The 22,671-nt window shown below is 65.0% G+C and carries 22 protein-coding genes; 17 read left to right on the top strand and 5 right to left on the bottom strand.

The features are described 5' to 3' along the window. Window positions 1-2: 2 nt before the first annotated feature. From nuoL to MB818_RS05875, 6 genes are read left to right on the top strand one after another with little or no spacing between them, the layout of a single operon-like run. Window positions 3-2,147, top strand: a complete 2,145-nt coding sequence (gene nuoL / locus MB818_RS05900; protein WP_234217379.1) for an NADH-quinone oxidoreductase subunit L — start codon at window positions 3-5, stop codon at window positions 2,145-2,147. Continuing rightward, entirely contained in the window at window positions 2,147-3,688 is a 1,542-nt protein-coding gene (locus tag MB818_RS05895) for an NADH-quinone oxidoreductase subunit M (RefSeq protein ID WP_234169454.1), read from the top strand. The genes nuoL and MB818_RS05895 overlap by 1 nt, the downstream gene beginning before the upstream one ends. A gap of 15 nt (window positions 3,689-3,703) precedes the next feature. Then, a complete protein-coding gene (gene nuoN / locus MB818_RS05890; protein WP_234143510.1) occupies window positions 3,704-5,146 on the top strand; it encodes an NADH-quinone oxidoreductase subunit NuoN in 1,443 nt (480 codons plus the stop codon). A gap of 57 nt (window positions 5,147-5,203) precedes the next feature. After that, on the top strand, window positions 5,204-5,953 hold the full coding sequence (locus MB818_RS05885; protein WP_234138985.1) for a biotin--[acetyl-CoA-carboxylase] ligase: 750 nt from the start codon (window positions 5,204-5,206) through the stop codon (window positions 5,951-5,953). Between the two features lie 13 nt (window positions 5,954-5,966). Continuing rightward, window positions 5,967-6,746 carry a type III pantothenate kinase gene (locus MB818_RS05880; protein ID WP_234138986.1) on the top strand — a complete coding sequence of 260 codons (780 nt, stop codon included), beginning with the start codon at window positions 5,967-5,969 and terminating at the stop codon, window positions 6,744-6,746. Beyond that, a complete protein-coding gene (locus MB818_RS05875) occupies window positions 6,743-8,410 on the top strand; it encodes a ribonuclease J (protein ID WP_234163046.1) in 1,668 nt (555 codons plus the stop codon). Before MB818_RS05880 ends, MB818_RS05875 begins: the two co-directional genes overlap by 4 nt. Before the next feature lie 82 nt (window positions 8,411-8,492). On the opposite strand, the gene MB818_RS05870 is transcribed toward MB818_RS05875, so the two are convergent. Then, the gene (locus MB818_RS05870; RefSeq protein ID WP_234138988.1) at window positions 8,493-9,200 is read right to left on the bottom strand and encodes an NUDIX hydrolase; all 708 of its coding nucleotides are present in this window, start codon (window positions 9,198-9,200) and stop codon (window positions 8,493-8,495) included. Window positions 9,201-9,223: 23 nt separating this feature from the next. Further along, window positions 9,224-9,616: a DUF983 domain-containing protein gene (locus MB818_RS05865; protein WP_234138989.1), complete on the bottom strand. Its 393-nt coding sequence runs from the start codon at window positions 9,614-9,616 to the stop codon at window positions 9,224-9,226. A gap of 234 nt (window positions 9,617-9,850) precedes the next feature. On the opposite strand from MB818_RS05865, the gene MB818_RS05860 reads away from it, so the two are divergent. From MB818_RS05860 to MB818_RS05845, 4 genes are read left to right on the top strand one after another with little or no spacing between them, the layout of a single operon-like run. After that, window positions 9,851-10,339, top strand: a complete 489-nt coding sequence (locus MB818_RS05860; RefSeq protein ID WP_234143513.1) for an EF-hand domain-containing protein — start codon at window positions 9,851-9,853, stop codon at window positions 10,337-10,339. 5 nt (window positions 10,340-10,344) lie between these two features. Continuing rightward, window positions 10,345-10,947 (top strand): RNA polymerase sigma factor, encoded by a 603-nt coding sequence (locus MB818_RS05855; RefSeq protein ID WP_238904384.1) that lies wholly within the window; start codon window positions 10,345-10,347, stop codon window positions 10,945-10,947. Beyond that, complete coding sequence (locus MB818_RS05850) at window positions 10,937-11,302, top strand: hypothetical protein (RefSeq protein ID WP_238904382.1); 366 nt, start codon at window positions 10,937-10,939, stop codon at window positions 11,300-11,302. The genes MB818_RS05855 and MB818_RS05850 overlap by 11 nt, the downstream gene beginning before the upstream one ends. Then, window positions 11,303-11,773 (top strand): periplasmic heavy metal sensor, encoded by a 471-nt coding sequence (locus MB818_RS05845; protein WP_234138993.1) that lies wholly within the window; start codon window positions 11,303-11,305, stop codon window positions 11,771-11,773. It abuts the gene before it with no gap. A gap of 13 nt (window positions 11,774-11,786) precedes the next feature. Here the strand turns inward: MB818_RS05845 and MB818_RS05840 are convergent, their stop codons facing one another. Then, a complete protein-coding gene (locus MB818_RS05840) occupies window positions 11,787-13,175 on the bottom strand; it encodes a diguanylate cyclase (protein ID WP_234217377.1) in 1,389 nt (462 codons plus the stop codon). A gap of 96 nt (window positions 13,176-13,271) precedes the next feature. On the opposite strand from MB818_RS05840, the gene MB818_RS05835 reads away from it, so the two are divergent. From MB818_RS05835 to MB818_RS05805, 7 genes are all read left to right on the top strand, one after another. Continuing rightward, window positions 13,272-13,553: a DUF3572 domain-containing protein gene (locus MB818_RS05835; protein WP_234163042.1), complete on the top strand. Its 282-nt coding sequence runs from the start codon at window positions 13,272-13,274 to the stop codon at window positions 13,551-13,553. A gap of 24 nt (window positions 13,554-13,577) precedes the next feature. After that, a complete protein-coding gene (locus MB818_RS05830) occupies window positions 13,578-14,267 on the top strand; it encodes an HAD family hydrolase (RefSeq protein ID WP_234177410.1) in 690 nt (229 codons plus the stop codon). Between the two features lie 116 nt (window positions 14,268-14,383). Continuing rightward, a complete protein-coding gene (locus MB818_RS05825) occupies window positions 14,384-15,943 on the top strand; it encodes a trimethylamine methyltransferase family protein (protein ID WP_234166110.1) in 1,560 nt (519 codons plus the stop codon). 85 nt (window positions 15,944-16,028) lie between these two features. After that, entirely contained in the window at window positions 16,029-17,804 is a 1,776-nt protein-coding gene (locus MB818_RS05820) for a DUF4153 domain-containing protein (RefSeq protein WP_238904380.1), read from the top strand. An 87-nt stretch (window positions 17,805-17,891) separates the two neighbouring features. Continuing rightward, the gene (locus MB818_RS05815; protein WP_234138999.1) at window positions 17,892-18,479 is read left to right on the top strand and encodes a heme NO-binding domain-containing protein; all 588 of its coding nucleotides are present in this window, start codon (window positions 17,892-17,894) and stop codon (window positions 18,477-18,479) included. Beyond that, complete coding sequence (locus tag MB818_RS05810; protein WP_234139000.1) at window positions 18,476-19,552, top strand: GGDEF domain-containing protein; 1,077 nt, start codon at window positions 18,476-18,478, stop codon at window positions 19,550-19,552. The genes MB818_RS05815 and MB818_RS05810 overlap by 4 nt, the downstream gene beginning before the upstream one ends. Before the next feature lie 176 nt (window positions 19,553-19,728). After that, a complete protein-coding gene (locus MB818_RS05805; RefSeq protein ID WP_234163040.1) occupies window positions 19,729-20,976 on the top strand; it encodes a peptidoglycan-binding domain-containing protein in 1,248 nt (415 codons plus the stop codon). Between the two features lie 2 nt (window positions 20,977-20,978). Here MB818_RS05805 and MB818_RS05800 read toward each other — a convergent pair whose 3' ends face one another. Together MB818_RS05800 and MB818_RS05795 are read right to left on the bottom strand one after the other, a co-directional pair. Further along, on the bottom strand, window positions 20,979-21,677 hold the full coding sequence (locus MB818_RS05800) for a CbiX/SirB N-terminal domain-containing protein (RefSeq protein WP_238904378.1): 699 nt from the start codon (window positions 21,675-21,677) through the stop codon (window positions 20,979-20,981). Window positions 21,678-21,718: 41 nt separating this feature from the next. After that, entirely contained in the window at window positions 21,719-22,651 is a 933-nt protein-coding gene (locus tag MB818_RS05795) for an AEC family transporter (RefSeq protein ID WP_234139003.1), read from the bottom strand. Window positions 22,652-22,671: the final 20 nt, after the last annotated feature.

Below are 22,671 nucleotides of genomic sequence, written 5' to 3'. Positions count from 1 at the left end.
TCATGGAAACAACCATCCTCTTTGCCCCGCTTGTGGGCGCCATCCTGTGCGGGTTCGGCTGGAAGTTCATCGGCGAGAAAGCCGCCATGTGGACCGCCACGGGCCTCTTGTTCCTGGCCTGCGCGCTCAGCTGGATCGTGTTCCTGGGCTTTGACGGGCACACCCAGCAGATCGAGATCCTGCGCTGGATCGAGAGCGGGTCGCTCTCGACCTCGTGGTCGATCCGCCTCGACCGGCTGACCGCGATCATGCTGATCGTGGTCACCACCGTCTCGGCGCTCGTGCATCTCTACAGCTTCGGCTACATGGATCACGACCCGCAATGGCGCACCGGCGAAAGCTACAAGCCGCGTTTCTTTGCCTATCTGTCCTTCTTCACCTTCGCCATGCTGATGCTGGTGACGGCGGATAACCTGGTGCAGATGTTCTTTGGCTGGGAGGGCGTGGGCGTCGCCTCGTACCTGCTGATCGGGTTCTACTATCGCAAACCCAGCGCCAATGCGGCGGCGATGAAGGCGTTCATCGTCAACCGGGTGGGCGACTTCGGCTTTGCCCTGGGTATCTTTGCCCTGTTCTTCCTGGTCGACAGCATCAACTTCTCGGACATCTTCGCCGCCGTGCCGACGCTGGCCGAGACGCAGATGACCTTCCTCTGGCGTGAGTGGAACGCGGCCGAGGTGATCGGCGTGCTGCTCTTCATCGGCGCCATGGGCAAGTCGGCGCAGCTGATCCTGCACACCTGGCTGCCCGACGCGATGGAAGGCCCGACGCCCGTGTCGGCGCTGATCCACGCCGCAACCATGGTGACGGCGGGCGTGTTCCTGGTCTGCCGGATGTCGCCGCTTTACGAATTTGCACCGGGGGCTGCCGGGTTCATCACCGTGCTGGGCGCCACCACCGCGTTCTTTGCCGCGACCGTGGGTCTGGTGCAGACCGACATCAAGCGGGTGATCGCCTATTCGACCTGTTCGCAGCTGGGTTACATGTTCGTGGCCGCCGGCGTGGGCATGTATTCGGCGGCGATGTTCCACCTGTTCACGCACGCGTTCTTCAAGGCGCTTCTGTTCCTTGGCGCCGGTTCGGTCATCCATGCGATGCATCACGAGCAGGACATGATGAACTATGGCGCGCTGCGCAAGAAGATCCCCTATACGTTCTGGGCGATGATGATCGGCACGCTGGCCATCACCGGCGTCGGCATCCCGCTGACCACCATCGGCTTTGCCGGGTTCCTGTCCAAGGACGCGATCATCGAAAGCGCCTATGCGGGTGGGTCCGCCTATGGGTTCTGGCTGCTGGTGATCGCTGCGTTCATGACCTCGTTCTACAGCTGGCGGCTGATCTTCCTGACCTTCTATGGCGAGGCGCGGGGCGACAAGCATACCCATGACCACGCCCATGAAAGCCCCAAGGTGATGCTGGTGCCGCTGGGCGTGCTCAGCCTAGGCGCGGTGTTTGCAGGCATGATCTGGTACGGCAACTTCTTTGGCCATGCCGATCAGGTGGGCAAGTTCTACGGCATCCCGGTGGCCGAGGCCGCTGCGGGTGGTCAGGAGGCGGCCCATGGCGCCTCGGACAGCGACACGGTCAGTGGCAGCGATGCAAGCCATGGCAACGCGGACGCCGGTCACGGCGATGACGCGACGCATGGCAAGAGCGAGGGCGAGCATCACGCAGCCTTTGCCGGGGCACCGGGCGAGGGGGCGCTTTACTTCGGTCCCGACAACCATGTGCTGGACGATGCCCACGCGGCTCCGAAATGGGTCAAGGTCTCGCCCTTCATCGCCATGGTGCTGGGTCTGGCGCTGGCCTACCTGTTCTACATCGTCAATCCCGAGCTGCCCAAGCGGCTGGCGGCCAATCAGCGTCCGCTCTACCTGTTCCTCAAGAACAAGTGGTATTTCGACGAGATCTACGACGCCATCTTCGTCCGCCCGGCGCTGGCCCTGGGCCGGCTGTTGTGGAAACGCGGTGACGGCGGCACGATCGACGGCTTCCTGAACGGCGTCGCCATGGGCGTGGTGCCCTTTTTCACCCGCCTCGCGGGCAAGGCTCAGTCGGGCTACATCTTCACTTACGCTTTCTGGATGGTCCTGGGCATCGCTGCCCTGGTCACCTGGATGTCGATCGGCGGGGGCGCACACTGATGGACAACATCCTTTCCATTGTCACCTTCATCCCGGCCCTGGCCGCGGCGATCCTGGCCGTGTTCCTGCGGGGCGAGGACGCCGCAGCCCAGCGCAATGCCAAATGGGTGGCGCTGTTTGCGACGACCGTGACCTTCCTTGTGTCCATCGGTATCTATGCCGGCTTTGACCCGGCCGACACCGGCTTTCAGATGGTGGAAGAGGCCGAATGGCTGATGGGCCTGAAGTACAAGATGGGCGTTGACGGGATCAGCGTTCTCTTCGTGCTGCTGACCACCTTCATCATGCCGCTGACCATCCTGGCCAGCTGGGAGGTGACGACCCGCGTCAAGGAATACATGATTGCCTTCCTGCTCTTGGAAACGCTCATGCTGGGCGTGTTCATGGCGCTCGACCTGGTGCTGTTCTACCTGTTCTTCGAGGCCGGGCTGATCCCGATGTTCCTGATCATCGGTATCTGGGGCGGCAAGGAGCGCATCTATGCGTCCTTCAAATTCTTCCTCTATACCTTCCTCGGCTCGGTGCTGATGCTGGTGGCGATGGTGTCCATGTATGTGGATGCCGGTACCACCGATATCGCGCTGCTGATGAAGCATCAGTTCTCGTCCGAAAGCTTCAGCGTGCTGGGCGTGCACGTGCTGGGCGGGGCGCAGACCCTGATGTTCCTGGCCTTCTTCGCCAGCTTCGCGGTCAAGATGCCGATGTGGCCGGTGCATACCTGGTTGCCGGACGCGCACGTGCAGGCGCCGACCGCCGGGTCGGTGGTGCTGGCCGCGATCCTGTTGAAGATGGGCGGCTACGGCTTCCTGCGCTTCAGCCTGCCGATGTTCCCCGTGGGGGCAGAGGTGATGACCGACCTGATCCTGTGGCTCTCGGCCATCGCGGTTGTCTACACCTCGCTTGTGGCGATGGTGCAGGAGGACATGAAGAAGCTGATCGCCTATTCCTCGGTCGCGCATATGGGCTTTGTCACCATGGGCATCTTTGCCGCCAACCAGCAGGGTGTCGACGGGGCCATCTTCCAGATGCTCAGCCACGGCTTCATCTCGGCGGCGCTGTTCCTGTGCGTCGGCGTGATCTATGACCGGATGCATACCCGCGACATCGACGCCTATGGCGGTCTGGTGAACCGGATGCCGACCTATGCCCGCGTGTTCATGCTGTTCACCATGGCAAATGTCGGCCTGCCGGGCACCAGCGGGTTCATCGGTGAATTCCTGACCCTGATGGGCACCTTCCAGAAGAACACCTGGGTCGCGGCGGTTGCCGCCTCGGGCGTGATCTTCTCGGCGGGCTATGCGCTGTGGCTCTATCGCCGGGTGGTGTTCGGGGACCTGATCAAGGAAAGCCTGAAGGCGATCACCGACATGACCTCGCGCGAGCGCGCCATCTTTGCGCCGCTGATCGTGATGACCATCCTGCTGGGGGTCTACCCCGCGCTGGTGACCGATATCATCGGGCCGTCGACCGCCGCGCTGATTTCGAACTTTGACACGGCCCTGGCCGCGGCCGAGACCGCGACCCAGGTCGCATCGCATTAAGGGAGCTTTGGGAACATGATCCAGGCTGATCTGTACATTATCCTGCCCGAGATCGTTCTGGCGGTCTATGCGATGGCGGCGCTGCTGGGGGCGGTCTATACGACCAAGGACGGGATGGGCCCGGCGCTGGTCTGGGCCACGGCGGCGCTGATGGCGGTGCTGGCGATCTGGATCGCGACCCAGGACAGCGGCACCCGCGTGGCATTCGGCGGCATGTTCGTCGATGATGCGTTTGCTCGCTTTGCCAAGGTGGCGATCCTGCTGTCGGCCGGTGCCGTTCTGCTGATGAGCCAGGACTACATGGCGCGGCGCGGATTGCTGCGGTTCGAATATCCGCTGTTGGTGGCGCTGGCCGCTGTCGGCATGATGATGATGGTCAGCGCCGGCGACCTGATGTCTCTCTACATGGGGCTCGAACTGCAATCGCTGGCGCTCTACGTCGTGGCCTCGCTGCGTCGCGACAGCGTGAAATCGACCGAAGCGGGTCTGAAATACTTCGTGCTGGGTGCGCTGAGTTCCGGCCTGCTGCTTTATGGCGCGTCGCTGGTCTATGGCTATACCGGCACCACGCTGTTCTCGGGCATCCTGACCAGCGCCCATCACGGCGAGGTCTCGATCGGGTTGCTCTTTGGCCTGATCTTCCTGATCTCGGGTCTGGCGTTCAAGGTCTCGGCGGTGCCCTTCCACATGTGGACCCCCGACGTCTACGAAGGCTCGCCCACCCCGATCACAGCTTTCTTTGCCACCGCACCCAAGGTGGCGGCGATGGGTCTGTTCGCGCGGCTGATGTTCGATGCCTTCGGCAACGCGGTCAGCGACTGGCAACAGGTTCTGGTGGTGCTCTCGGTGCTCAGCATGTTCCTGGGCGCGGTTGCCGCGATCGGCCAGCGCAACATCAAGCGGCTGATGGCGTTCTCGTCCATCGCGCATATGGGCTATGCCCTGATCGGTCTGGCGGCGGGCACCCAGGCGGGTGTTCAGGCGATGCTGGTCTATCTGGCAATCTACGTCACCATGAACGTGGGCACCTTTGCCTTTATCCTGATGATGGAGCGGGACGGCCAGCCGGTGGTGGATATCGACGCCCTGCGCCAGTTCTCGCGCCGTGATCCGGGCAAGGCGCTGGCGGTGCTGATCCTGATGTTCAGCCTGGCGGGCGTGCCGCCGATGCTGGGCTTCTTCGCCAAGCTGGGCGTTTGGCAGGCCGGTATCGATGCCGGGCTGATGGGGCTGGTCGTGGCCTCGGCCATCGCGTCGGTCATTGGTGCCTTCTACTATCTGCGCATCGTGTTCTACATGTATTTCGGCGCCGAGAACGAGGAACCGATCGACACCCATTCCTCGCCCGTGCTCTGGGTGGCGCTGATGGGGTCGGCCGCGATGATGCTGGTGGGGCTGTTCTATCAGTTCGGGGTTGAAGGGGCGGCTGCCGCCGCGGCGGCGACGCTTGTCAACTGATCCCGCAACACAACCGACAAAGGGGGGCTCGGTCCTAGGACCGGGCCTTTTTGCGCAATGAGTGATTGGCCCCAAGGCTATGGCAAGCGGGTGCTGGACGAGGTCGACAGTACCCTGAACGAGGCAAGCCGGATCGCGCCCACGCTGTCGGGTCCGGAATGGATCATGGCGCGGCGCCAGACCGCCGCCCGAGGGCGGCGGGGCAGGGCCTGGGTGCAAGCGCAGGGCAATCTGGCGGCAACATTGGTGATGCGCCCGGTGGGCGAGGCCAAGCAGGCCGCGCTGCGCAGTTTTGTCGCGGCGCTGGCGCTGTTCGATGCCTGTGTGGCGGTGACCGGACGGGCCGAGGGGCTGTCGCTGAAATGGCCCAATGACGTGCTGCTGAACGGCGGCAAGCTGGCGGGTATCCTGCTGGAAAGCACCGGCCACGGCAGTGGTGTGGCGCACCTGGCCATAGGTGTCGGGGTCAACCTGGCCGATGCCCCCGGCGCCGATGCGGTCGAGCCGGGCGCTGTCCGCCCGGTCTCGCTGTTGTCAGAGACCGGTGCGCAGGTCGAGCCCGAGTTGTTCCTGACCGAACTGGCCGCCGCCTTTGCCCGCTACGAGGCGCAATTCCTGACCTATGGCTTTGCCCCCATCCGCAGTGCCTGGCTGGCCCGCGCCGCGCGCCTGGGCGAGGTGATCACCGCCCGCACCGCAACGTCGCAAACCGTGGGCACCTTTGAAACGGTGGACGCGGACGGCAACCTTGTCCTAAACACCGCCCAGGGCCGGGTCAGCATCCCGGCGGCAGAGGTCTATTTCTAGGGGAGACAGGGCCATGCTTCTGGCCATTGACTGCGGCAATACCAATACCGTCTTCTCGATCTGGGATGGCGAGAAATTCCTGTGCACGCTCAGGACCTCGACCCATCACGCGCGCACGGCGGATGCCTATTTCACCTGGTATTCCACCCTGATCAAACATTACGGGATCGAGACCGACATCACCGATGTGATCATCTCGTCCACGGTGCCGCGTGTGGTGTTCAACCTGCGCGTCTTTGCCGACCGGTTCTTTGGCTGCCGTCCGCTGGTGGTGGGCAAGCCCGACTGCCTGTTGCCGGTTCAACCGCGCGTCGATGCGGGCACCGCCGTCGGCCCCGACCGTCTGGTCAATGCCGCCGGTGCCTATGATCGGCATGGCGGAAACAAGATCGTGGTCGATTTCGGCACCGCCACCACATTCGACGTGGTCGATGACGATGGCGCCTATGTGGGTGGCGTGATCGCGCCCGGCGTGAACCTCAGCCTCGAGGCGCTGCATATGGCGGCGGCGGCGTTGCCGCATGTGGATATCGCCAAGCCGCAGGCGGTGATCGGCACCAATACAGTGGCCTGCATGCAATCGGGCGTGTTCTGGGGCTATGTCGGTCTGGTCAAGGAGATCTGCGCCCGGATCAAGGGTGAACGCGACCGGGATATGCAGGTGATCGCGACCGGCGGGCTGGCGGCGCTGTTTCAGCAAAGCGAAATTCTGTTCGATATCTTCGAAGACGATCTGACGATGCACGGGCTGACCGTGATCCATCGCTATAACAAGGAAAACGGAACCGTATGAGCCGTGAGAGATTGATCTACCTTCCATTGGGGGGCGCCGGCGAGATCGGCATGAACGCCTATGTCTATGGCTATGGCCAGCCGGGCAAGGAGCGGCTGATCCTGGTCGATATCGGTGTTGCCTTCTCCGATATGGACACCACGCCGGGGGTGGATCTGATCTGGGCCGACATCTCGTGGCTGCGCGAGAATGTCGACCGGCTTGAGGCGGTGTTCATCACCCATGCGCATGAGGATCACGTGGGCGCGGTCGCCCATACCTATGACCAGTTGCGCAAACCGATCCACGCGCGCGCCTTTTCCGCTAATATCGCCCGGCGCAAGATGTCCGAACTGGGCCTGCCCGAGGAGGCGGTACAGACGGTTTCGGCCTGGCCCGAGCAGGTGCAGGCCGGACCCTTTACCGTCGGGTTCCTGCCGGTGTCGCATTCGATCCCGGAAAGCGCCGCGCTGGTCATCGACACGCCGGCAGGACGGATCGTGCATAGCGGCGATTTCAAGCTCGACCCCAACCCGGTGGTAGGCGAGGCCTTTGATCCCGATCTGTGGGGCTCGGTGGGCAAAAGCGGGGTGCGGGCACTGGTCTGCGACTCGACCAACGTGTTCTCGCCCAATCCGGGCCGTTCGGAATCCGAGGTCGGCCCCGAGATCGAGAAACTGGTGGCGGGCGCCACCGGCATGGTGGTGGCGACCACCTTCGCCTCTAACGTGGCGCGGGTGCGGACCCTGGCCGAGGCGGGCGCCCGGGCCGGGCGCTCGGTGGTGCTGCTCGGTCGCGCGATGCGGCGGATGATCGAGGCCTCGATGGAAACCGGCGTGCTGACCGAGTTTCCGCCTGTGATCAGCCCGGAAGAGGCGCAGGACATCCCGCGCGATCACCTGATGCTGATCGTGACCGGCAGTCAGGGCGAACGGCGCGCCGCCAGCGCCCAACTGGCGCGCGGCAAGTATCGCGGGCTGGAACTGGCCGAGGGCGATCTGTTCCTGTTCTCGTCCAAGACCATCCCGGGCAATGAAAAGGAAGTCATCCGTATCATCAACCAGCTCAGCGAAAAGGGCGTTGACGTGGTCGATGACAGCTCGGGCCGGTATCACGTATCGGGCCATGCCAACCGACCTGATCTGGAGCGGGTACATGCGCTGATCGATCCGCAGATGGTGATCCCCATGCATGGCGAGCACCGGCACCTGCGCGAACATGCGCGCGTGGCCGAGGCGGGCGGGCGTCAGGGCGTGGTGGCGGTGAACGGTACCATGCTGGACCTCAGCGGCAATGCGCCCGTGGTGGCCGCCCATATCGAGACCGGGCGCACCTATCTTGACGGCACGGTGCAGGTGGGCGCGCTGGACGGGGTGATCCGCAACCGGATCCGGATGGCCCTGAACGGGCATGTGACGGTCACGGTGATCCTGGACGAAGAGGACGAACCGCTGGGCGAACCCTGGTGCGACATCATGGGTCTGCCCGAGATCGGCAGCTCCAAGGCGCCGCTGGTCGATGTGTTGGAGGAGGACCTGAACCAGTTCCTCATGCGCTCGAACCAGAAGACGCTGCGCGACGACGATCGGTTGGAAGAGGCGCTGCGCCGCATCGCACGCCAGACTGCCCAGGCGGAGATCGGCAAGAAGCCGGAAGTGACGGTGGTAATCAGCCGGATGCGTTGAGCCGGGCGCGGGACAAGGTCTTGAAAAAGACCTTGTAGGCAAGATTTGACTTCAAATCTTGCCGCGCCAGGACAAGGCCGGGTTACCCGGTCTCGGGCATCGGATAGCCGCGCAGGCGCAGGAACAGGCTCGCCTCTTCGTTGTTGTGGAAATAGGGCACCGAGGCGGGCGGTTCCGGGTCGGCCACCCGGCCCGCAACCTCTGCCAGCACCACTTCGGTGATGAAGGGCAGATCGAACCGGCGCGCGTCTTTCAGCGGGATCCATTGCAGGTGTGACAGCTCGTCCGAGGCATGGGTGAAATCGTCCAGGTCGCCCGAGATCGCCCCGGCATCGACCAGAAAGAACCGCGCGTCGAACCGGCGCGGTCTGCCGGGTGGGGTGAGAGCCCGGAACACGAATTGCAGCGCCTCGGCCGCCGGCAGGTGGCCGGTCGCCGCAAAGCTTTGCCAATCGGCGGGCACCGCGCCGGGCCAGTCACCGGGGCGGCCCAGGATCAGGCCGGTCTCTTCCCACAACTCGCGCACCGCGGCCACCGCCAGCGCATGACCCAAGCCCTGAGGCGCCTTTTCGGTCAGCCGGTCGGCGCAGACAGGTGGCAGGGGGCTTGCCAGCGGAACCTGCGCGTCCTCTGCATCCACCGCGCCACCGGGGAATACGAACTTGTTGGGCATGAACGCCGCCTTGGCGCCACGCTGCCCCATCAGGATGGCGGGATTGTCCAGCCGGTCGCGCAGCACGATTACCGTGGCCGCATTGCGGATTGCCGTCTTGTCCTGCTGCTCTGTCATGTCCCCTCCTGCCGGGCCGGGGATCAGCGGTTCTTGTCGAACCCGTGCATACGGCGTGCCCATTGATAGGCGACCACCATCCCCTTCAGCCGAGGCAAAAGGTAGAGCGAGAGGCTCAGGCATCCAAGCGCAAAAATGGTGAACAGCGTCATCGGGCTGGGCCGCCAGGTCTCGAAGACCACCAGCAACAGCGGTGCCATCAGGTGGCCCACCAGCAGGATGGTCAGATAGGCCGGGCCGTCATCGGCACGGTGATGCATGTATTCTTCGCCGCATTCGCTGCAATGGTCGTTCACCTTGAGATAGGAATGCAGCAGCCGCCCCTCGCCGCAATTGGGGCAACGCCCGCGAAAACCCGTCAGGATGGCGGGCCAGGTCGGGCGGTCGGTCTCGGCGCAGAGGGCTTGATCGGTCATGGGGTCTCTCGGTCTAGGATTGCCCGTCAATCTGGGCCTGTTTCGTCGCCGGGAAAAGGCCACTTGCGGGCCTTGCGTCGGCATGTCGCAAAAAGGGGCGGGCTCAGGGCATCTTTACCCCGGCGCGCCAGCAATGGCAAAATATTGTCGCCGCCCGCGACGGAGTTTCACCGCCCGGCCGTTACAAGGATACGAACGGCGGCACGGGGCCGCTGGCGAGCAAGGGAAACCGATATGAAACATGCAGGCTTTATCGCAGCCCTCCTTTTGACCGGTGTCGCGGTCACCGCCACCTCGGCGCTGGCGATGGGTCCGGGGGGCGGCATGCGCCATAACTTCTCCGAGATCGATGCCGATGGCGATGGCAAGATCACGCCAGAGGAGATGCAAGGCCACCGTGCCGCCATGTTCACCGGTGCCGATTCCGATGGCGACGGCAAGCTGAGCCAGGCCGAGCTTGAGGCGCAGGCCATGGCCCACGCCAAGGCGCGGGTCGCGTGGATGCTGGAGCGGCATGATGCGAACAAGGACGGAGCACTGAGCCAGGACGAGATGCCGAAGCACCAGAAAGAGGGCAAATCGATGCGTATGTTCGAACATATGGATGCCGATGGCGACGGGGCGATCTCGGAGCAGGAGTTTTCGGAAATGCAGGCTCGGGGGCATGACCGCCATGGCGGCCATGGCATGAAACACGGCTGCGACGGTAAACGGAAAAACTGAGACCGATGGAGCGACGCGCTTCGACAGACGGGCCGGCAGAGGCCGCCGGCCCGGCGGACGAGGCGCTGTTGCGACTGTTTGCCAAGGGCGATCCCCAGGCGGCGCGGGATCTGACCGGTCGCCTGGGGCCTCGGGCCTTCTCCGTGGCGCTCAGGGTGCTGGGCAACCGGGCCGAGGCCGAGGACGTGGCACAAGAGGCGATGCTGCGCCTGTGGCGGATGGCGCCCGAGTGGGAGCCGGGCCGGGCGCGGGTGAGTACATGGCTCTACCGTGTGACGCTGAACCTGTGCCTTGACCGCAAGCGGCGGGCGCAGGCGGTCGATCTGGGTACCGTGCCCGAACCGCCGGACGAGGCGCCACCAGCGATCGAGGTGCTGCAACAGGCGGCGCGGGTCGATGCGTTGCAGGCGGCACTGATGCACCTGCCGGACCGGCAGCGGCAGGCGGTGGTCCTGCGCCATTTCGAGGAACTCGCGAACCCCGAGATCGCCGAGATCATGGGGATCGGGGTCGAGGCGGTGGAAAGCCTGACAGCACGGGGGAAACGGGCGCTTGCCGGGCAACTGGCCGGTCAGCGCGCAGCTTTGGGGTATGACGATGACGGATGACATGACCGATCTGGACTGGATGCTGCACGCGGCGCGCGCCGGGCGGGACGACCTGCCCGAGGCGCTGGCGCAGCGGATGATGGCCGACGCGGCCGGGGTACAGGCCAGCCTTACCCCACGACCCGTGCCGGGGCGCGATCTGCATGCGCATGGCGCCTGGCGTGCTCTGCTGGCGGCGCTGGGGGGCTGGCGCGGCATGGGCGGGCTGGCCACCGCCTGCGCGGCGGGGGTCTGGATCGGCGTCGCACCGCCTGAATTCCTGCCGGATCCGGCGCAGCTGGTGCTGGGTGCGCAGACCGAAACCGAGACGCTGGGGTTCTACGACCTGGCCGACATCATCAGCGAGGATGGGTGAATGACAGAGGAGAAAAAGACGCTGGGCTGGCCGCTCCGGCTGTTGTTGCTGGGCTCGCTGGCCCTCAACCTGCTGGTGATCGGTCTGGCGGTGGGGGCCATCTGGCGCTTTGGCGGTGATCATGGTCATCGGCCACCGCTGCCGATGGCGGCAACGCTGTACAGGGCCTTGCCGGATGCCGACCGCGACTATCTGCGCCAGCATGCGCATGGGCGGCTGGATGCCCGGCAGTCACGCCGCGCGCAGGATATGGCCGAACTGGCGGCGGCACTCAGGGCTTCGCCCTTCGACGCCGCGCGGTTCGCAGCGCTTCTGGAACAGCATGAAATGCGGCGGGCCGAGGGGCATGAGGTCATGCGCGCGGCATTGATCGACCGGATCGCCGCGATGGATACCGGTGCGCGTGCCGCCTATGCCGACCGCATCGAACGGATGCGGATGCACGGACACCCCCGGCGCGACCGGAACTAGGGCGAAGGGTGGTTCAGGCCGCTGCGGCATCGGCCAGCGACACCCGGTTGCGCCCGGTATCCTTGGCCCGATAGAGCGCCCGGTCCGCCTGTGCGATCAATTCGCCGGGGCTGAGCGGTGGTTCGGTCCCGGCAGGGGTGACGGTTACAAGCCCGATACTGGTGGTGACCGTGATCGGTTGGGCCTGACCCGGCACAACGAAGGGTTCCCCATTGATGCGGGCACAAAGCCGCGAGGCGGCACCAAGCGCCTGGGTTTGCGAGACACCGGGCAGCGCGATGAGAAACTCCTCTCCCCCGATACGGGCCAGCAGGTCACCGCCGCGCATCTGACCGATTAGGCGCCGCGCGGTCTCGATAAGCACCGCGTCGCCGGCGGGATGGCCAAAACGGTCGTTGATGCCCTTAAAATGGTCCAGATCGGCTAACATCACCGCATAGGGTTCTCCGGTCAAACCGGCCTCGTGAAGGATGCGATCCAGCTCGGGCAGGGCATGGCGGCGATTCCAAAGCCCCGTCATCGGGTCGGTCAGCGCCGCCTGAAGCCGCGCATTCAGCGTGCAGCGGTAGCGGTCCAAGCGGGCCTTGCGCCGCAGCAGCGTTTCCAGCCGCAGCACTAGTTCGCGCAGGGCAAAGCCACCGGGCATCACGTCATCGGCACCCCGGTCCAGCGCATCGGCGGCCAGGTGCGCGTTGGCTGGATTGGGAATCGCAAGGATCGCGGCATTGCGGGTGGCGCCGCGTGCGCGTAGATCGGCTAGCAGGCGCAGCCCGGTGACGCCGTCGCTCAGCTCGACCACGATCACATCCGGTTCACGGTCGCGCAGCAGGTGCTGAATATCCTCCATCCGGTGCAGGTCGATTCGATGCGCCACCTGATCCTTGAGGCGACTGCGCCAGATGGCGCCGGTGCCGGGGGTCTGGGTGACCAGCGCAATGTCGGCGATCCGGGGCAGGCCGCGGAACGTCGTAGTGCCTTCGGCAAAGCCAATGTCGCGCGCACCGCTTTGCTGGCGCAATTCCTCGATCCCAGTATAGGCGCGGACCAGGCTGCGGACCCGGGCCAGCAGGACCACGTCGTCATAGGGTTGGGACAGCACGTCCTCGATCCCGCTCTCCAGCGCGCTCAGCCGGGCGGTATGGTCGTTCTGCCCGGCGATGGCGATCATCGGGATATTGGCCAGGCTCTCATCGGCGAGCAGGACGCGTTTGACATCCATCGCGGTGCCATCGGGCAGGGTCATCGCGCACAGGATCAGGTCCGGGCGCACCCGGCGCAGCAACGCGCCTATCCCCTCCAGCCGGTCGGTCTGCACCACATGGTACCAGGCTGCCGACAGCTGCACCTTGAGCATGATCCGGTTGGTGGAGACACCGTCGAGGATCAGTATCGTTCCCTGCACGGTCCCAGCCTTTCGACTATTGTTTCCAATTCTTGTCAAAGTGTTTATGAGACAGGTTAACAAACCCTTTCCAACCCTCTCCCAGCCGGAGTTTGCATGCGATTTTCCGCCGATGCCGCCGAAACGCTGGCCTTGCAGGCGCTGACCTGGCTGGTGACCAATGACGAGCTGTTACCTGTGTTTCTGGGGTCGACCGGCGCCGATGTCGGCGATCTGCGCGCGCGGGCGGGAGACAGGCAGTTTCTGGCCTCGGTGCTGGATTTCCTGACGATGGACGACGCCTGGGTCATTGCCTTTTGCGATGAACAGGGCATTGCTTATGATCAGCCGATGCAGGCGCGCGCCGTTCTGGGTGGTGGCGAGATGCATTGGACCTGACCCAGACAGACGGAGCCATATCACATGCCGATCGACGCGCTCTTGTTCGACAAGGACGGAACACTCTTTGACTTTGCCGCCACCTGGGGGGCCTTCGGGCGTGCCTTTCTGATCCGCATCGGCGATGGCGATGCGGCACGTGCGGCGCAGTTGGGCGCCATGATCGGTTTCGATTTCGATGCCGCGCGCTATGCCCGTGACAGTGTGGTGATCGCAGGCACGCCGGGCGAGATCGCAGAGGTTTTGCTGCCAGAGCTTCCGGGGGTCAGCCACGGCGCGTTGGTCGACATGATCAACGAGGAAAGCGCCCGCGCGCCGCAGGTTCAGGCGGTGCCGCTGGCGCCCTTTCTCGATGCGATGCGCGCGCGCGGCCTCAGGCTGGGCGTTGCCACCAATGATGGCGAGGCCCCGGCGCGGGCGCATCTGGGCTCGGTCGGGGTGGCGGACCGGTTCGATTTCATCGCCGGGTTCGACAGCGGCCATGGGGCAAAGCCGGGGCCGGGGCAGTTGTTGGCCTTTGCCGACCGGATCGGGCTCGACCCGGCGCGGGTGGCGATGGTGGGCGACAGTACCCATGACATGATGGCCGGGCGCGCGGCGGGCATGACCACGGTGGCAGTGCTCACCGGTATGGCCGGGCCCGAGGATCTGTCCCCTCATGCCGATGTCGTTCTGCCCCATATTGGCCATATCGGCGACTGGTTGGGGCACTGACGCGAAAATTTGCGTCAATACGCCGCTGCGCTGACCAAAAGCGACATGGTGTGTCGTGGATAGAGCGGCTTTGCCCCGACAAGATGGGAACCTGACCAAAATCTCAGGAGGGTCCCATGGTTGATACCGACACCCGCAAACGCCGCGGCGGAGGCCGCGCCGGCGCCGCCGCCCGCAGGGGCAAGGCCGTCATCGAGCAGATGCCGTGGCGCCTGCCGGTCAATACCGACCGCCCGACCGAGCCGCTGCCCCCCGAGGGGGTCGAGGCGATCCATGACGGGGCCATGCGCATCCTCGAAGAGATCGGCGTCGCCTTTTACAACGAAGAGGCATTGGCGCTGTTCCGCGAGGCCGGGTGCAGCGTGGATGGCGAGATCGTCCGCATGGGCCGTGACTGGGTGATGGAGATGGTGGCCAAGGCGCCGCGCGAGTTCACCCTGACCCCGCGCAACCCGGACCGCACGCTCAGGATCGGCGGCAATGTGATCCTGTTCGGCAATGTCTCCTCACCGCCCAACTATTGGGATATGGAGATCGGCCGCAAAGTGCCCGGCAATCGCGAGCAATGCCGCAACCTGTTGAAACTGACGCAATATTTCAACTGCATCCATTTCGCGGGCGGTTATCCGGTCGAGCCGGTGGATATCCATGCTTCGGTCCGGCATCTCGACGTGCTCTACGACAAGCTCACGATCTCGGACAAGGTGATGCACGCCTATAGCCTGGGCAAGGAGCGGGTCGAGGACGTGATGGAGATGGTGCGCATCGCCGGGGGCCTCAGTGACGAGGAGTTCGAGGCGACGCCGCGGATGTATACCAACATCAACTCGACCTCGCCGTTGAAACACGACCATCCGATGATCGACGGCTGCCTGCGGCTGGCGCGGCGCGGCCAGGCGATCGTGGTTACGCCCTTTACGCTGGCGGGTGCGATGGCGCCGGTGACCATGGCGGGCGCCGTAGCGCAATCGCTGGCCGAGGCGCTGTGCGCCATTGCCCTGTTCCAATATGTGCGGCCGGGCATTCCCTGCGTGATCGGCACCTTTACCTCGAACGTGGACATGAAATCCGGTGCGCCCGCCTTTGGCACGCCGGAATACATGCGCGCCACCCAGATGACCGGCCAGATGGCGCGGTTCTACGGCCTGCCGGTGCGGTCCTCCGGGGTCTGCGCCGCCAACGTGCCCGATGGCCAGGCCATGTGGGAGACGTCGAACTCGCTCTGGGCGGCGGTGCAGTCGGGGACCAACATGGTCTATCACGCCGCCGGTTGGCTGGAGGGCGGGTTGATCGCCAGCCCCGAGAAGTTCATCATGGATTGCGAGGTGCTCCAGCAGATCCAGCGCTATATGGAGCCCGCGACCTATGCCACCACGCCGGACGATATCGCGTTGGAGGCGATCCGCGCGGTGGGCAATGACGGGCATTTCTTTGGTATCCAGCACACCCAGGACCGCTATACCACCGCGTTCTACCAGCCTTTCCTGAGCGACTGGAAGAATTACGAGGGCTGGGAGGCGGCAGGCGCCATCTGGACGCCCGAGCGCGCCCATCACCTGTTCAAGGAGATCATCGGCAGTTTCGAGGCGCCGGAGATGGACGAAGGGATCCGCGAGGAGCTGGCCGATTTCGTGGCCCGCCGCAAGGCCGAGGGTGGCGCGCCCACGGATTTCTGACCAGGTTGCCCGGACGTCTTTGCCGTTGGCATTCGCCGCGTGCGCCCCGTAGACTGGGGCAGGGCAGGCGGTGCAAGAGGCGGGCATGACGGATCTGGACGTGACGGTTGCGATACGGGACCGGCTGGCGCAGGCCGCCGCCGGGACGCTGGCCGGGCTGGCGCTTTGGGCGCTGGCCGAGGTCTGGGGTGGCGAGGTGCTGCCCGAACGGGTCTGGCTCTGCCTGCTGAGCCTGGTTCTGGTGCAATCGGGCGCCACATTGGCGTTGGCGGGGCCGGTGGGCCTGATGCGGGGCGCGGTCATGAGCCTGTGGCTGTCGCTGCCCGCGACCCTGCTGACCTGGTCGGTGGCCAGCCGCTTCGACCCGGCCTCGCGCCTGTTGCAGCATCCGCAATTGGTGCTGGCGCTGGCGGGCTTCGTCTTTGTCGCGCTGCCCTTCCTGGTGGTTCGGGCCGAAGGGCGGGGCCGCGTGTTCGATTATGCCAGCCTGTTTGCTGCCACCTGGGAAACCGCCCTGCGCTTCGTGCTGGCCTGGGTCTTTGTCGGCCTGTTCTGGGGCGTGCTGCTGCTGTCGGATGCACTGCTTGACCTTGTCGGGGTGGGGGTGATCGACAGGATACTGGAAGAGGGGGTGCTGTTTTACGCGCTCAGCGGCGCTGTGCTGGGTTTCGCCCTGGCGGTGATCCACGAGGCGCGAAGCAGGGTTTCTCCCTATCCGGTGTTGCGGCTCTTGCGGCTGCTGCTGCCGGTGTTGCTGACCGTCATGGTGCTGTTTCTGGCGGCGTTGCCGCTGAGGGGGCTGAGCGGGCTGTTCGGCGATCTGTCCTCGGCCGCGATCCTGCTGGCCACTGCCGCCGCGGCGATCACATTGATCTCGACCGCGCTCGACCGGGACGAGGCACATGCGGTCAACTCGCCTGGTCTGCGCAGCAGCACGCGGGTGCTGGCCATCCTGCTGCCGCTGCCGATCGCGCTGGCGATCTGGGCGCTGGGCATTCGGGTGGTCGGTTACGGCTGGACGCCCGCGCGCCTGTTCGCCGCGCTCAGCGCTGGCTTGATGGCCATCTATGGGCTGGGCTATTGCCTGCTGGCGCTGCGCGGTGGCGACTGGACCGCGCGCCTGCGCCGTTTCAACGTGACCATGGCCGTTCTGGTGCTTGTGTCCGCCGCCCTGTGGCTGACGCCGCTTTTGGACAGCCTGCGCATTTCGACGGCAAGCCAGGTTGCGCGTTATGGCGACGCACGCGCCGAGCGCGCTGAATTGCCGATCTGGGAGATGACCCATGATTGGGGCCATGCCGGGCAGGCCGGGCTAGCGCAGTTGCGCGATTTGGCGGTTGCGCGGGGGGATGCCGGGTTGATCCGCGCACTGGACCGCGCCCGCGAGGTGGACAGCCGCTATCTCTTCGAGACGCCGGAACTGCCGCTGAACGCTGATCTTGTGCCGGAATTGGTGGCGCGGATGCAGGTGCGTCCAAAGGAGGAAGGGCTGAGCGAGGCAGACCTGGATGGTGTTCCCCAGCATCAACTGCAAATTTGGCGTGACGGTTGCGCCCGCCCTCTGCCTGACGGGCGGGCGGGCTGCGTGTTGATACGCGGCGCGTTGAGCCCGGTCGTATCGGCCGAGAACCAGGCGATCGTGCTTTATCTGGACGAATTGGGACTGGTCCGCGCCACCCATCTGCGACGCAATACCGCGGGCGATCTATTTCTGCGCCCGGCAGGTGACCCGCGTAAGGGCGATGACCTCGCTGCCGAGCAGGCGCTGCTGATGCGGGCGCTGGACGGCGATTTTTCCATCGTACCCTCCGGTCAGCGGGCACTGGATATCGGTGGCTCGCTGATATCACCCCAAGAATAGGAGCAATTCGAGGTAAAGACCGGGCGCTATTGGCGCTTTGTTAATGTTTCGGATGCGACAGTGCCGACAAGCGTTAGGGGACCATCCATGCATGGGCTGATCAACAGGGCCATACAATCTTTTGTATGCAACACCTATGGGCAGAGCCGCTGGATCCGGATCACGGAGGCGGCACATCTCGGTTTTATCGAGTTTGAGGCGATGCTTGTCTATGATGACGAGACCTCGTTGCGGGTCTTGCAGGAACTGTGCCTGGAACTGGGCCGCCCGCAGCGAGAGGTGCTCGAGGATCTGGGCACTTATCTGGTGTCCAACCCGAATACCGAGGCGCTGCGCCGTCTGTTGCGGTTCGGCGGCGTGACATATCTGGAATTCCTGCATTCGCTGGATGATCTGCCCGACCGGGCGCGGCTGGCGGTCTCGGATCTGCATCTGCCTGCGCTGGAGTTGCGCGAAGAATCGGGCGGCCGGTTCAGCCTGACCTGCCATACGGGTCTGCCGGGCTATGCCAATGTGATGATGGGGGTATTGCGCGCCATGGCTGACGATTACGGCGCGCTGGTGATGCTGGAGCACTCCGGTACCCGTGGCAAGGCCGAGGTGATCGAGATCACGCTGATCGAAACCGCCTTTGCCGAGGGGCGCAGTTTCGAATTGGGGGCGCGCGCGGGATGATTGACCTGGAAGACCTTGCCTTTCTGTTGGAACGGCTCTGTCCGATGTTTGTGCTGCTGGACCGCTCTGGCCGGATGACCCGCGTCGGGCCCACCTTGCAGAAACTGCGTCCGGAGCAACCGATGCAGGGCGAGAAGTTTCTGGAGACCTTCGAGTTGCTGCGTCCCCGGTCGGTGGCGACGGTACCAGCGCTGATGGCCAGTTCCGGGGCCAAGCTGCACCTGAGCCTGCGGGACGAGCCGCGCACCGCGCTCAAGGGGCTGATCGTGCCCCTGCCGGGCGAACATGGGGCCATCGTCAACCTGTCCTTCGGCATCTCGATCCTGGACGCGGTGCGTGACTATGCACTGACCAGCGCCGATTTCTCGGGCACCGATCTGGCGATCGAACTGCTCTATCTGGTCGAGGCGAAATCGGCGGCGATGGAGGCCTCGCGCAAGCTGAACCTGCGGCTTCAGGGTGCGATGATCGCTGCCGAGGAGCAGGCCTTTACCGATACGCTCACCGGGCTCAAGAACCGCCGCGCGATGGATCATATCCTGTCGCGGCTGCTGGCCGGGACGACACCGTTTGCGCTCATGCATCTGGATCTCGACTATTTCAAGTCGGTCAATGATACGCTGGGCCATGCCGCTGGTGACCACGTGCTGCAACATGTGGCTCGCGTGATGGTCGAAGAGACTCGCGGCGACGATACCGTGGCGCGGATCGGTGGCGATGAATTCGTGCTGATATTCAACCACCTGCAAGAGCGTGAACGGCTCGACAGCATCGCCCGGCGACTGATCGACCGGCTGGAGGAGCCGATCCCCTTCAACGGTGAGGAGTGCCGCATCTCGGCCAGTGTCGGCACGGTCCTGTCCAGCCAATTCGCGCGGCCCGATGCCTCGACCCTGTTGCATGCCGCCGATCTGGCGCTTTACGCTGCCAAGCGCGCCGGGCGTGCGACGCATCGCTTCTATGAGGCCGGCCAGTCCTCAACCTCGGTCGAGCCGCTCGAGCGGGCGGCCACGCCAAGCCCGCAGGAAGAGGCGGCGGCCGGGCAAGGCGCCGCCCGCAATCTGGCAAGTTGATGCCCCGCGGAGGTGCGCCGCAGCACAACGACCTTGACTTTGTGCTTCGGGTTTGGTCGCATTGATCCAGTTTAGGTCATTTTCGAAACCGGGCCGTTGCGCGCCCGTCTACGCGCGGTCAATGGCAAGAGGGAAAGGTCATTGACATGATGAAGCGACGCCTATGTGCATCTTTCGTGGCTGCCAGCATGGTGGTGGTACCGGCCCAGCGGGCTGCAGCCGATGAGGCTGCGGCGCTGATCGGGGGCGCCCTGCTGGGTGGCCTGATCGTGAACGAGGTTCACAAGAACAAGCAGCGCCAGCGCCAGCAGACCACGCGCAAGACCTATCAATCGAGCGGTGTCTCCTCGGCGCAGCGCCAGCAGAACCGCGAAGTGCAGACCGCGCTGAACTATTTCGGTTATAATGTCGGCACCGTTGACGGGTCTCTGGGCCGCCGCAGCCGGGCAGGTATCTCGCATTTCCAGGCCGATATGGGCTATCCGATCGACGGGTATCTGGACGATCACGAGCGCGGGTTCCTGCTCGCCTCGCATCAGCGCGCGTTGGCCAGCGCCCATGTTGCGCCGTACAATCAGATTCTGGCCAGCCAGGGGCAGGGCGGGCTTCTGCGCACCTATCGCAACGAGCAGCTTGGTATCCAGACCCCGCAGGCCGTGCAGCCGGTGCAACCCCAGACCCATATGGCGGCAACGGCCCCGCAGACGTCGCAGGTGGTGACCGCGCGGGCGGCGACCGGTGCGGCCCTGCCCAATTTCGGCTTCGCCCAGACCACACCTGTTTCGATCAACGCCCATTGCAACGAGGTCAATCTGCTGACGACGTCGAATGGCGGTCCCAGCCGTCCGGGCCAGGTGCGCGAGCCGGTCTTTGCATTGAACGAACAGTTCTGCCAGGCCCGCAGTCAGGCAATGACCGAGGCAAGCCAGATCGAGGTCACGATTCCCAACATGACCGCCGTACAGGTCGAGCAGCAATGCGATGGCCTGGCCCAGGCGATGGCGCCGCAGATGGTGGACATCGACACCAAGGCCCCGTCCGAGGTGGTCGCCGCCACTTCGGCCTTCTTGCAGGCCTCGGGTCAGCCGATGGCCAGCCTGATTTCGGGCGGCAAGATCTGTCTGGGTGTCGGATACCGAACCGACAACGCCGAGATGGCGCTGGCTTCGGCGACGCTGTTGGCGTCGGCCGGTCAGCTTGGCTATGGCGAGGTGGTGAGCCACCAGCTGCGTCAGGGCTTTGGCGCTCCGGTCGGCATGGCACGCGCCGGTGAGTGGATGCGGCTTGCACTGAACGCGGCGCAGAGCGGGTCAGGCGTGCTGGGGCAGACGCCGGAACGGGTCGCCGTGCTGACCGAGGCCTCGACTTCGGCTGCGGCGGCGCCCGCGATCCCGGTCTTCTCGGCCTCGACCAGCGGCAACTGAGCCTAGCGGCCCGCCTCGGAAATCCGGCGCGCGATCAGCGCCGGAACCGGGGGCAGGTCACCCAGAACCGGCAACAGCGCCCCGGCATAGCCCGCCTGTTCCAGCGCCTGCGGCACGTCCTCGTTGGCATGGCCACCGGCGCAGGCAAAGAAGGGCAGGCAGAGCGACATCGCGCCATGCCCGCTTGCGGCCTCGGTGATCGAGGGCGCCTCTTCGACAAACCCCACGGACAGGCGCGCCACGGGCAGATGCGCCCGAAGGTTCTCGGCAAAGCCACGGGCCACGGCACTCGGGTTGCGGCTGCGCCCCGATCCATGGGCAGCCAACACCAGCCCGCTTTCGGCCACTGGCCAGCCGCGCTGCTCCAGCTCCGTTGACAGATGCGCGGCGATCAGGGCGGGCAGGTCGGGATCGATGCCCAGCGGATCGAGGATCGGATTGCCCCGCGGGCCCAACCGGCGCGGCAGGGCCGAGGTAACGAACCAGCCCCGTGCCATGAAGAGGGGATAGATCGGCACCGTTTCGGGCAGGCTCTCCAGCGCGGCCTCCAGTCGGCCCGGAGCGGCCAGTGTGGCAGAATGCACGGTCAGGCCGGGGGCGGAAGCAGCGACCCGTGCGGCAAAACGGGTCAACGCGGCCTCGGCCGGGTCCGGGTCCGAGGGCTGGCCATGGGCGACGATCAGGGCGGTTGTCTCTGTCATGGTCCGAGTTGTGGGGCGCGGGACGGCGAAGTCAACCCAACTCACCCCAAGAGCATCAACCACATCCACACTGTCAGGATCGAAGCCGCGGTTGCCACCAGCACCGACGAGGCGGCGACCCGTTTGGCGCGGCCATAGATATTGGCAAAGATATAGGCGTTGAACCCCGGCGCCATGGCCGCGTTCAGCACGCCTGAGCGAAACAGGTCCTGCGGCAGCGCCAGCGCCGAGCCGAACAGCCAGACCAGGCCGGGATGCAGCAGCAGCGAGATGGCGCAGATATAGGCGATCACGCGGGTGTCGCCCTCGGGTCTGTATTGCACCAGCACCCCGCCGAGGGCGAACAATGCCCCCGGCAGCGCCGCGCGGATGATCAGCGACAGCGCGTCATCGGCGATCTGGGGCAGCGAGATTCCGGTGAGATTGACGACAAAGCCCAGTGCGATCCCCAGGATCAGCACGTTGCGGAACATGGCGTTCAGGACCGAGGTCACCATCTTGCGCCCGCCGCGCCCGCGATTGCGGATCACCTCCATCGTGGTGATCCCCAGCGCATAGCAAAAGGGCGAGTGGATGGCGATGATGGCATAATTGCCGACCAGGTTTTCGGGGCCATAGGCGCGCTCGGTGATGGCCAGGCCCAACAGGACCGAGTTGGAAAACAGGCAGCAAAAGCCGATGGCGACGCTGTCCTCCCAATCGCGGTTAAAGAGGAACCGCGCGCCCAGCAGGCCAGCGGTGAAACATAAGAACGCCGCCATGTAGAAACTGGCCAGCAGGGCCGGGTCAAAGCCCGCGTTCAGATCCAGATTGGCAATCGCGCGGAACAGCAGGCAGGGGATGGCGAAGCCCTGGGTGAACCGCATCACCCCGTCGATATGCTCGGGCTTGAAATAGCCCGCCAGCGTTGTGCCATATCCTGCGCCGATCACCAGAAAAACCGGCAGAACAACATCTATCAGCGCCTGAAACATGGTTCAGCCGGCCCCCTGTT

The organism is Ruegeria alba (assembly GCF_022321465.1).
GTDB lineage: Bacteria > Pseudomonadota > Alphaproteobacteria > Rhodobacterales > Rhodobacteraceae > Ruegeria_B > Ruegeria_B alba.
The sequence above is the reverse complement of the archived record's forward strand: the minus strand, read 5'-3'. Positions and strand labels throughout refer to the sequence as shown.

What these genes read in the sequence shown, in the direction of transcription:
- nuoL (WP_234217379.1), top strand. Translation starts at nt 3, where the DNA reads ATGGAAACAACCATCCTCTTTGCCCCGCTTGTGGGCGCCATCCTGTGC.
- MB818_RS05895 (WP_234169454.1), top strand. Translation starts at nt 2,147, where the DNA reads ATGGACAACATCCTTTCCATTGTCACCTTCATCCCGGCCCTGGCCGCG.
- nuoN (WP_234143510.1), top strand. Translation starts at nt 3,704, where the DNA reads ATGATCCAGGCTGATCTGTACATTATCCTGCCCGAGATCGTTCTGGCG.
- MB818_RS05885 (WP_234138985.1), top strand. Translation starts at nt 5,204, where the DNA reads ATGAGTGATTGGCCCCAAGGCTATGGCAAGCGGGTGCTGGACGAGGTC.
- MB818_RS05880 (WP_234138986.1), top strand. Translation starts at nt 5,967, where the DNA reads ATGCTTCTGGCCATTGACTGCGGCAATACCAATACCGTCTTCTCGATC.
- MB818_RS05875 (WP_234163046.1), top strand. Translation starts at nt 6,743, where the DNA reads ATGAGCCGTGAGAGATTGATCTACCTTCCATTGGGGGGCGCCGGCGAG.
- MB818_RS05870 (WP_234138988.1), bottom strand. Translation starts at nt 9,200, where the DNA reads ATGACAGAGCAGCAGGACAAGACGGCAATCCGCAATGCGGCCACGGTA.
- MB818_RS05865 (WP_234138989.1), bottom strand. Translation starts at nt 9,616, where the DNA reads ATGACCGATCAAGCCCTCTGCGCCGAGACCGACCGCCCGACCTGGCCC.
- MB818_RS05860 (WP_234143513.1), top strand. Translation starts at nt 9,851, where the DNA reads ATGAAACATGCAGGCTTTATCGCAGCCCTCCTTTTGACCGGTGTCGCG.
- MB818_RS05855 (WP_238904384.1), top strand. Translation starts at nt 10,345, where the DNA reads ATGGAGCGACGCGCTTCGACAGACGGGCCGGCAGAGGCCGCCGGCCCG.
- MB818_RS05850 (WP_238904382.1), top strand. Translation starts at nt 10,937, where the DNA reads ATGACGGATGACATGACCGATCTGGACTGGATGCTGCACGCGGCGCGC.
- MB818_RS05845 (WP_234138993.1), top strand. Translation starts at nt 11,303, where the DNA reads ATGACAGAGGAGAAAAAGACGCTGGGCTGGCCGCTCCGGCTGTTGTTG.
- MB818_RS05835 (WP_234163042.1), top strand. Translation starts at nt 13,272, where the DNA reads ATGCGATTTTCCGCCGATGCCGCCGAAACGCTGGCCTTGCAGGCGCTG.
- MB818_RS05830 (WP_234177410.1), top strand. Translation starts at nt 13,578, where the DNA reads ATGCCGATCGACGCGCTCTTGTTCGACAAGGACGGAACACTCTTTGAC.
- MB818_RS05825 (WP_234166110.1), top strand. Translation starts at nt 14,384, where the DNA reads ATGGTTGATACCGACACCCGCAAACGCCGCGGCGGAGGCCGCGCCGGC.
- MB818_RS05820 (WP_238904380.1), top strand. Translation starts at nt 16,029, where the DNA reads ATGACGGATCTGGACGTGACGGTTGCGATACGGGACCGGCTGGCGCAG.
- MB818_RS05815 (WP_234138999.1), top strand. Translation starts at nt 17,892, where the DNA reads ATGCATGGGCTGATCAACAGGGCCATACAATCTTTTGTATGCAACACC.
- MB818_RS05810 (WP_234139000.1), top strand. Translation starts at nt 18,476, where the DNA reads ATGATTGACCTGGAAGACCTTGCCTTTCTGTTGGAACGGCTCTGTCCG.
- MB818_RS05800 (WP_238904378.1), bottom strand. Translation starts at nt 21,677, where the DNA reads ATGACAGAGACAACCGCCCTGATCGTCGCCCATGGCCAGCCCTCGGAC.
- MB818_RS05795 (WP_234139003.1), bottom strand. Translation starts at nt 22,651, where the DNA reads ATGTTTCAGGCGCTGATAGATGTTGTTCTGCCGGTTTTTCTGGTGATC.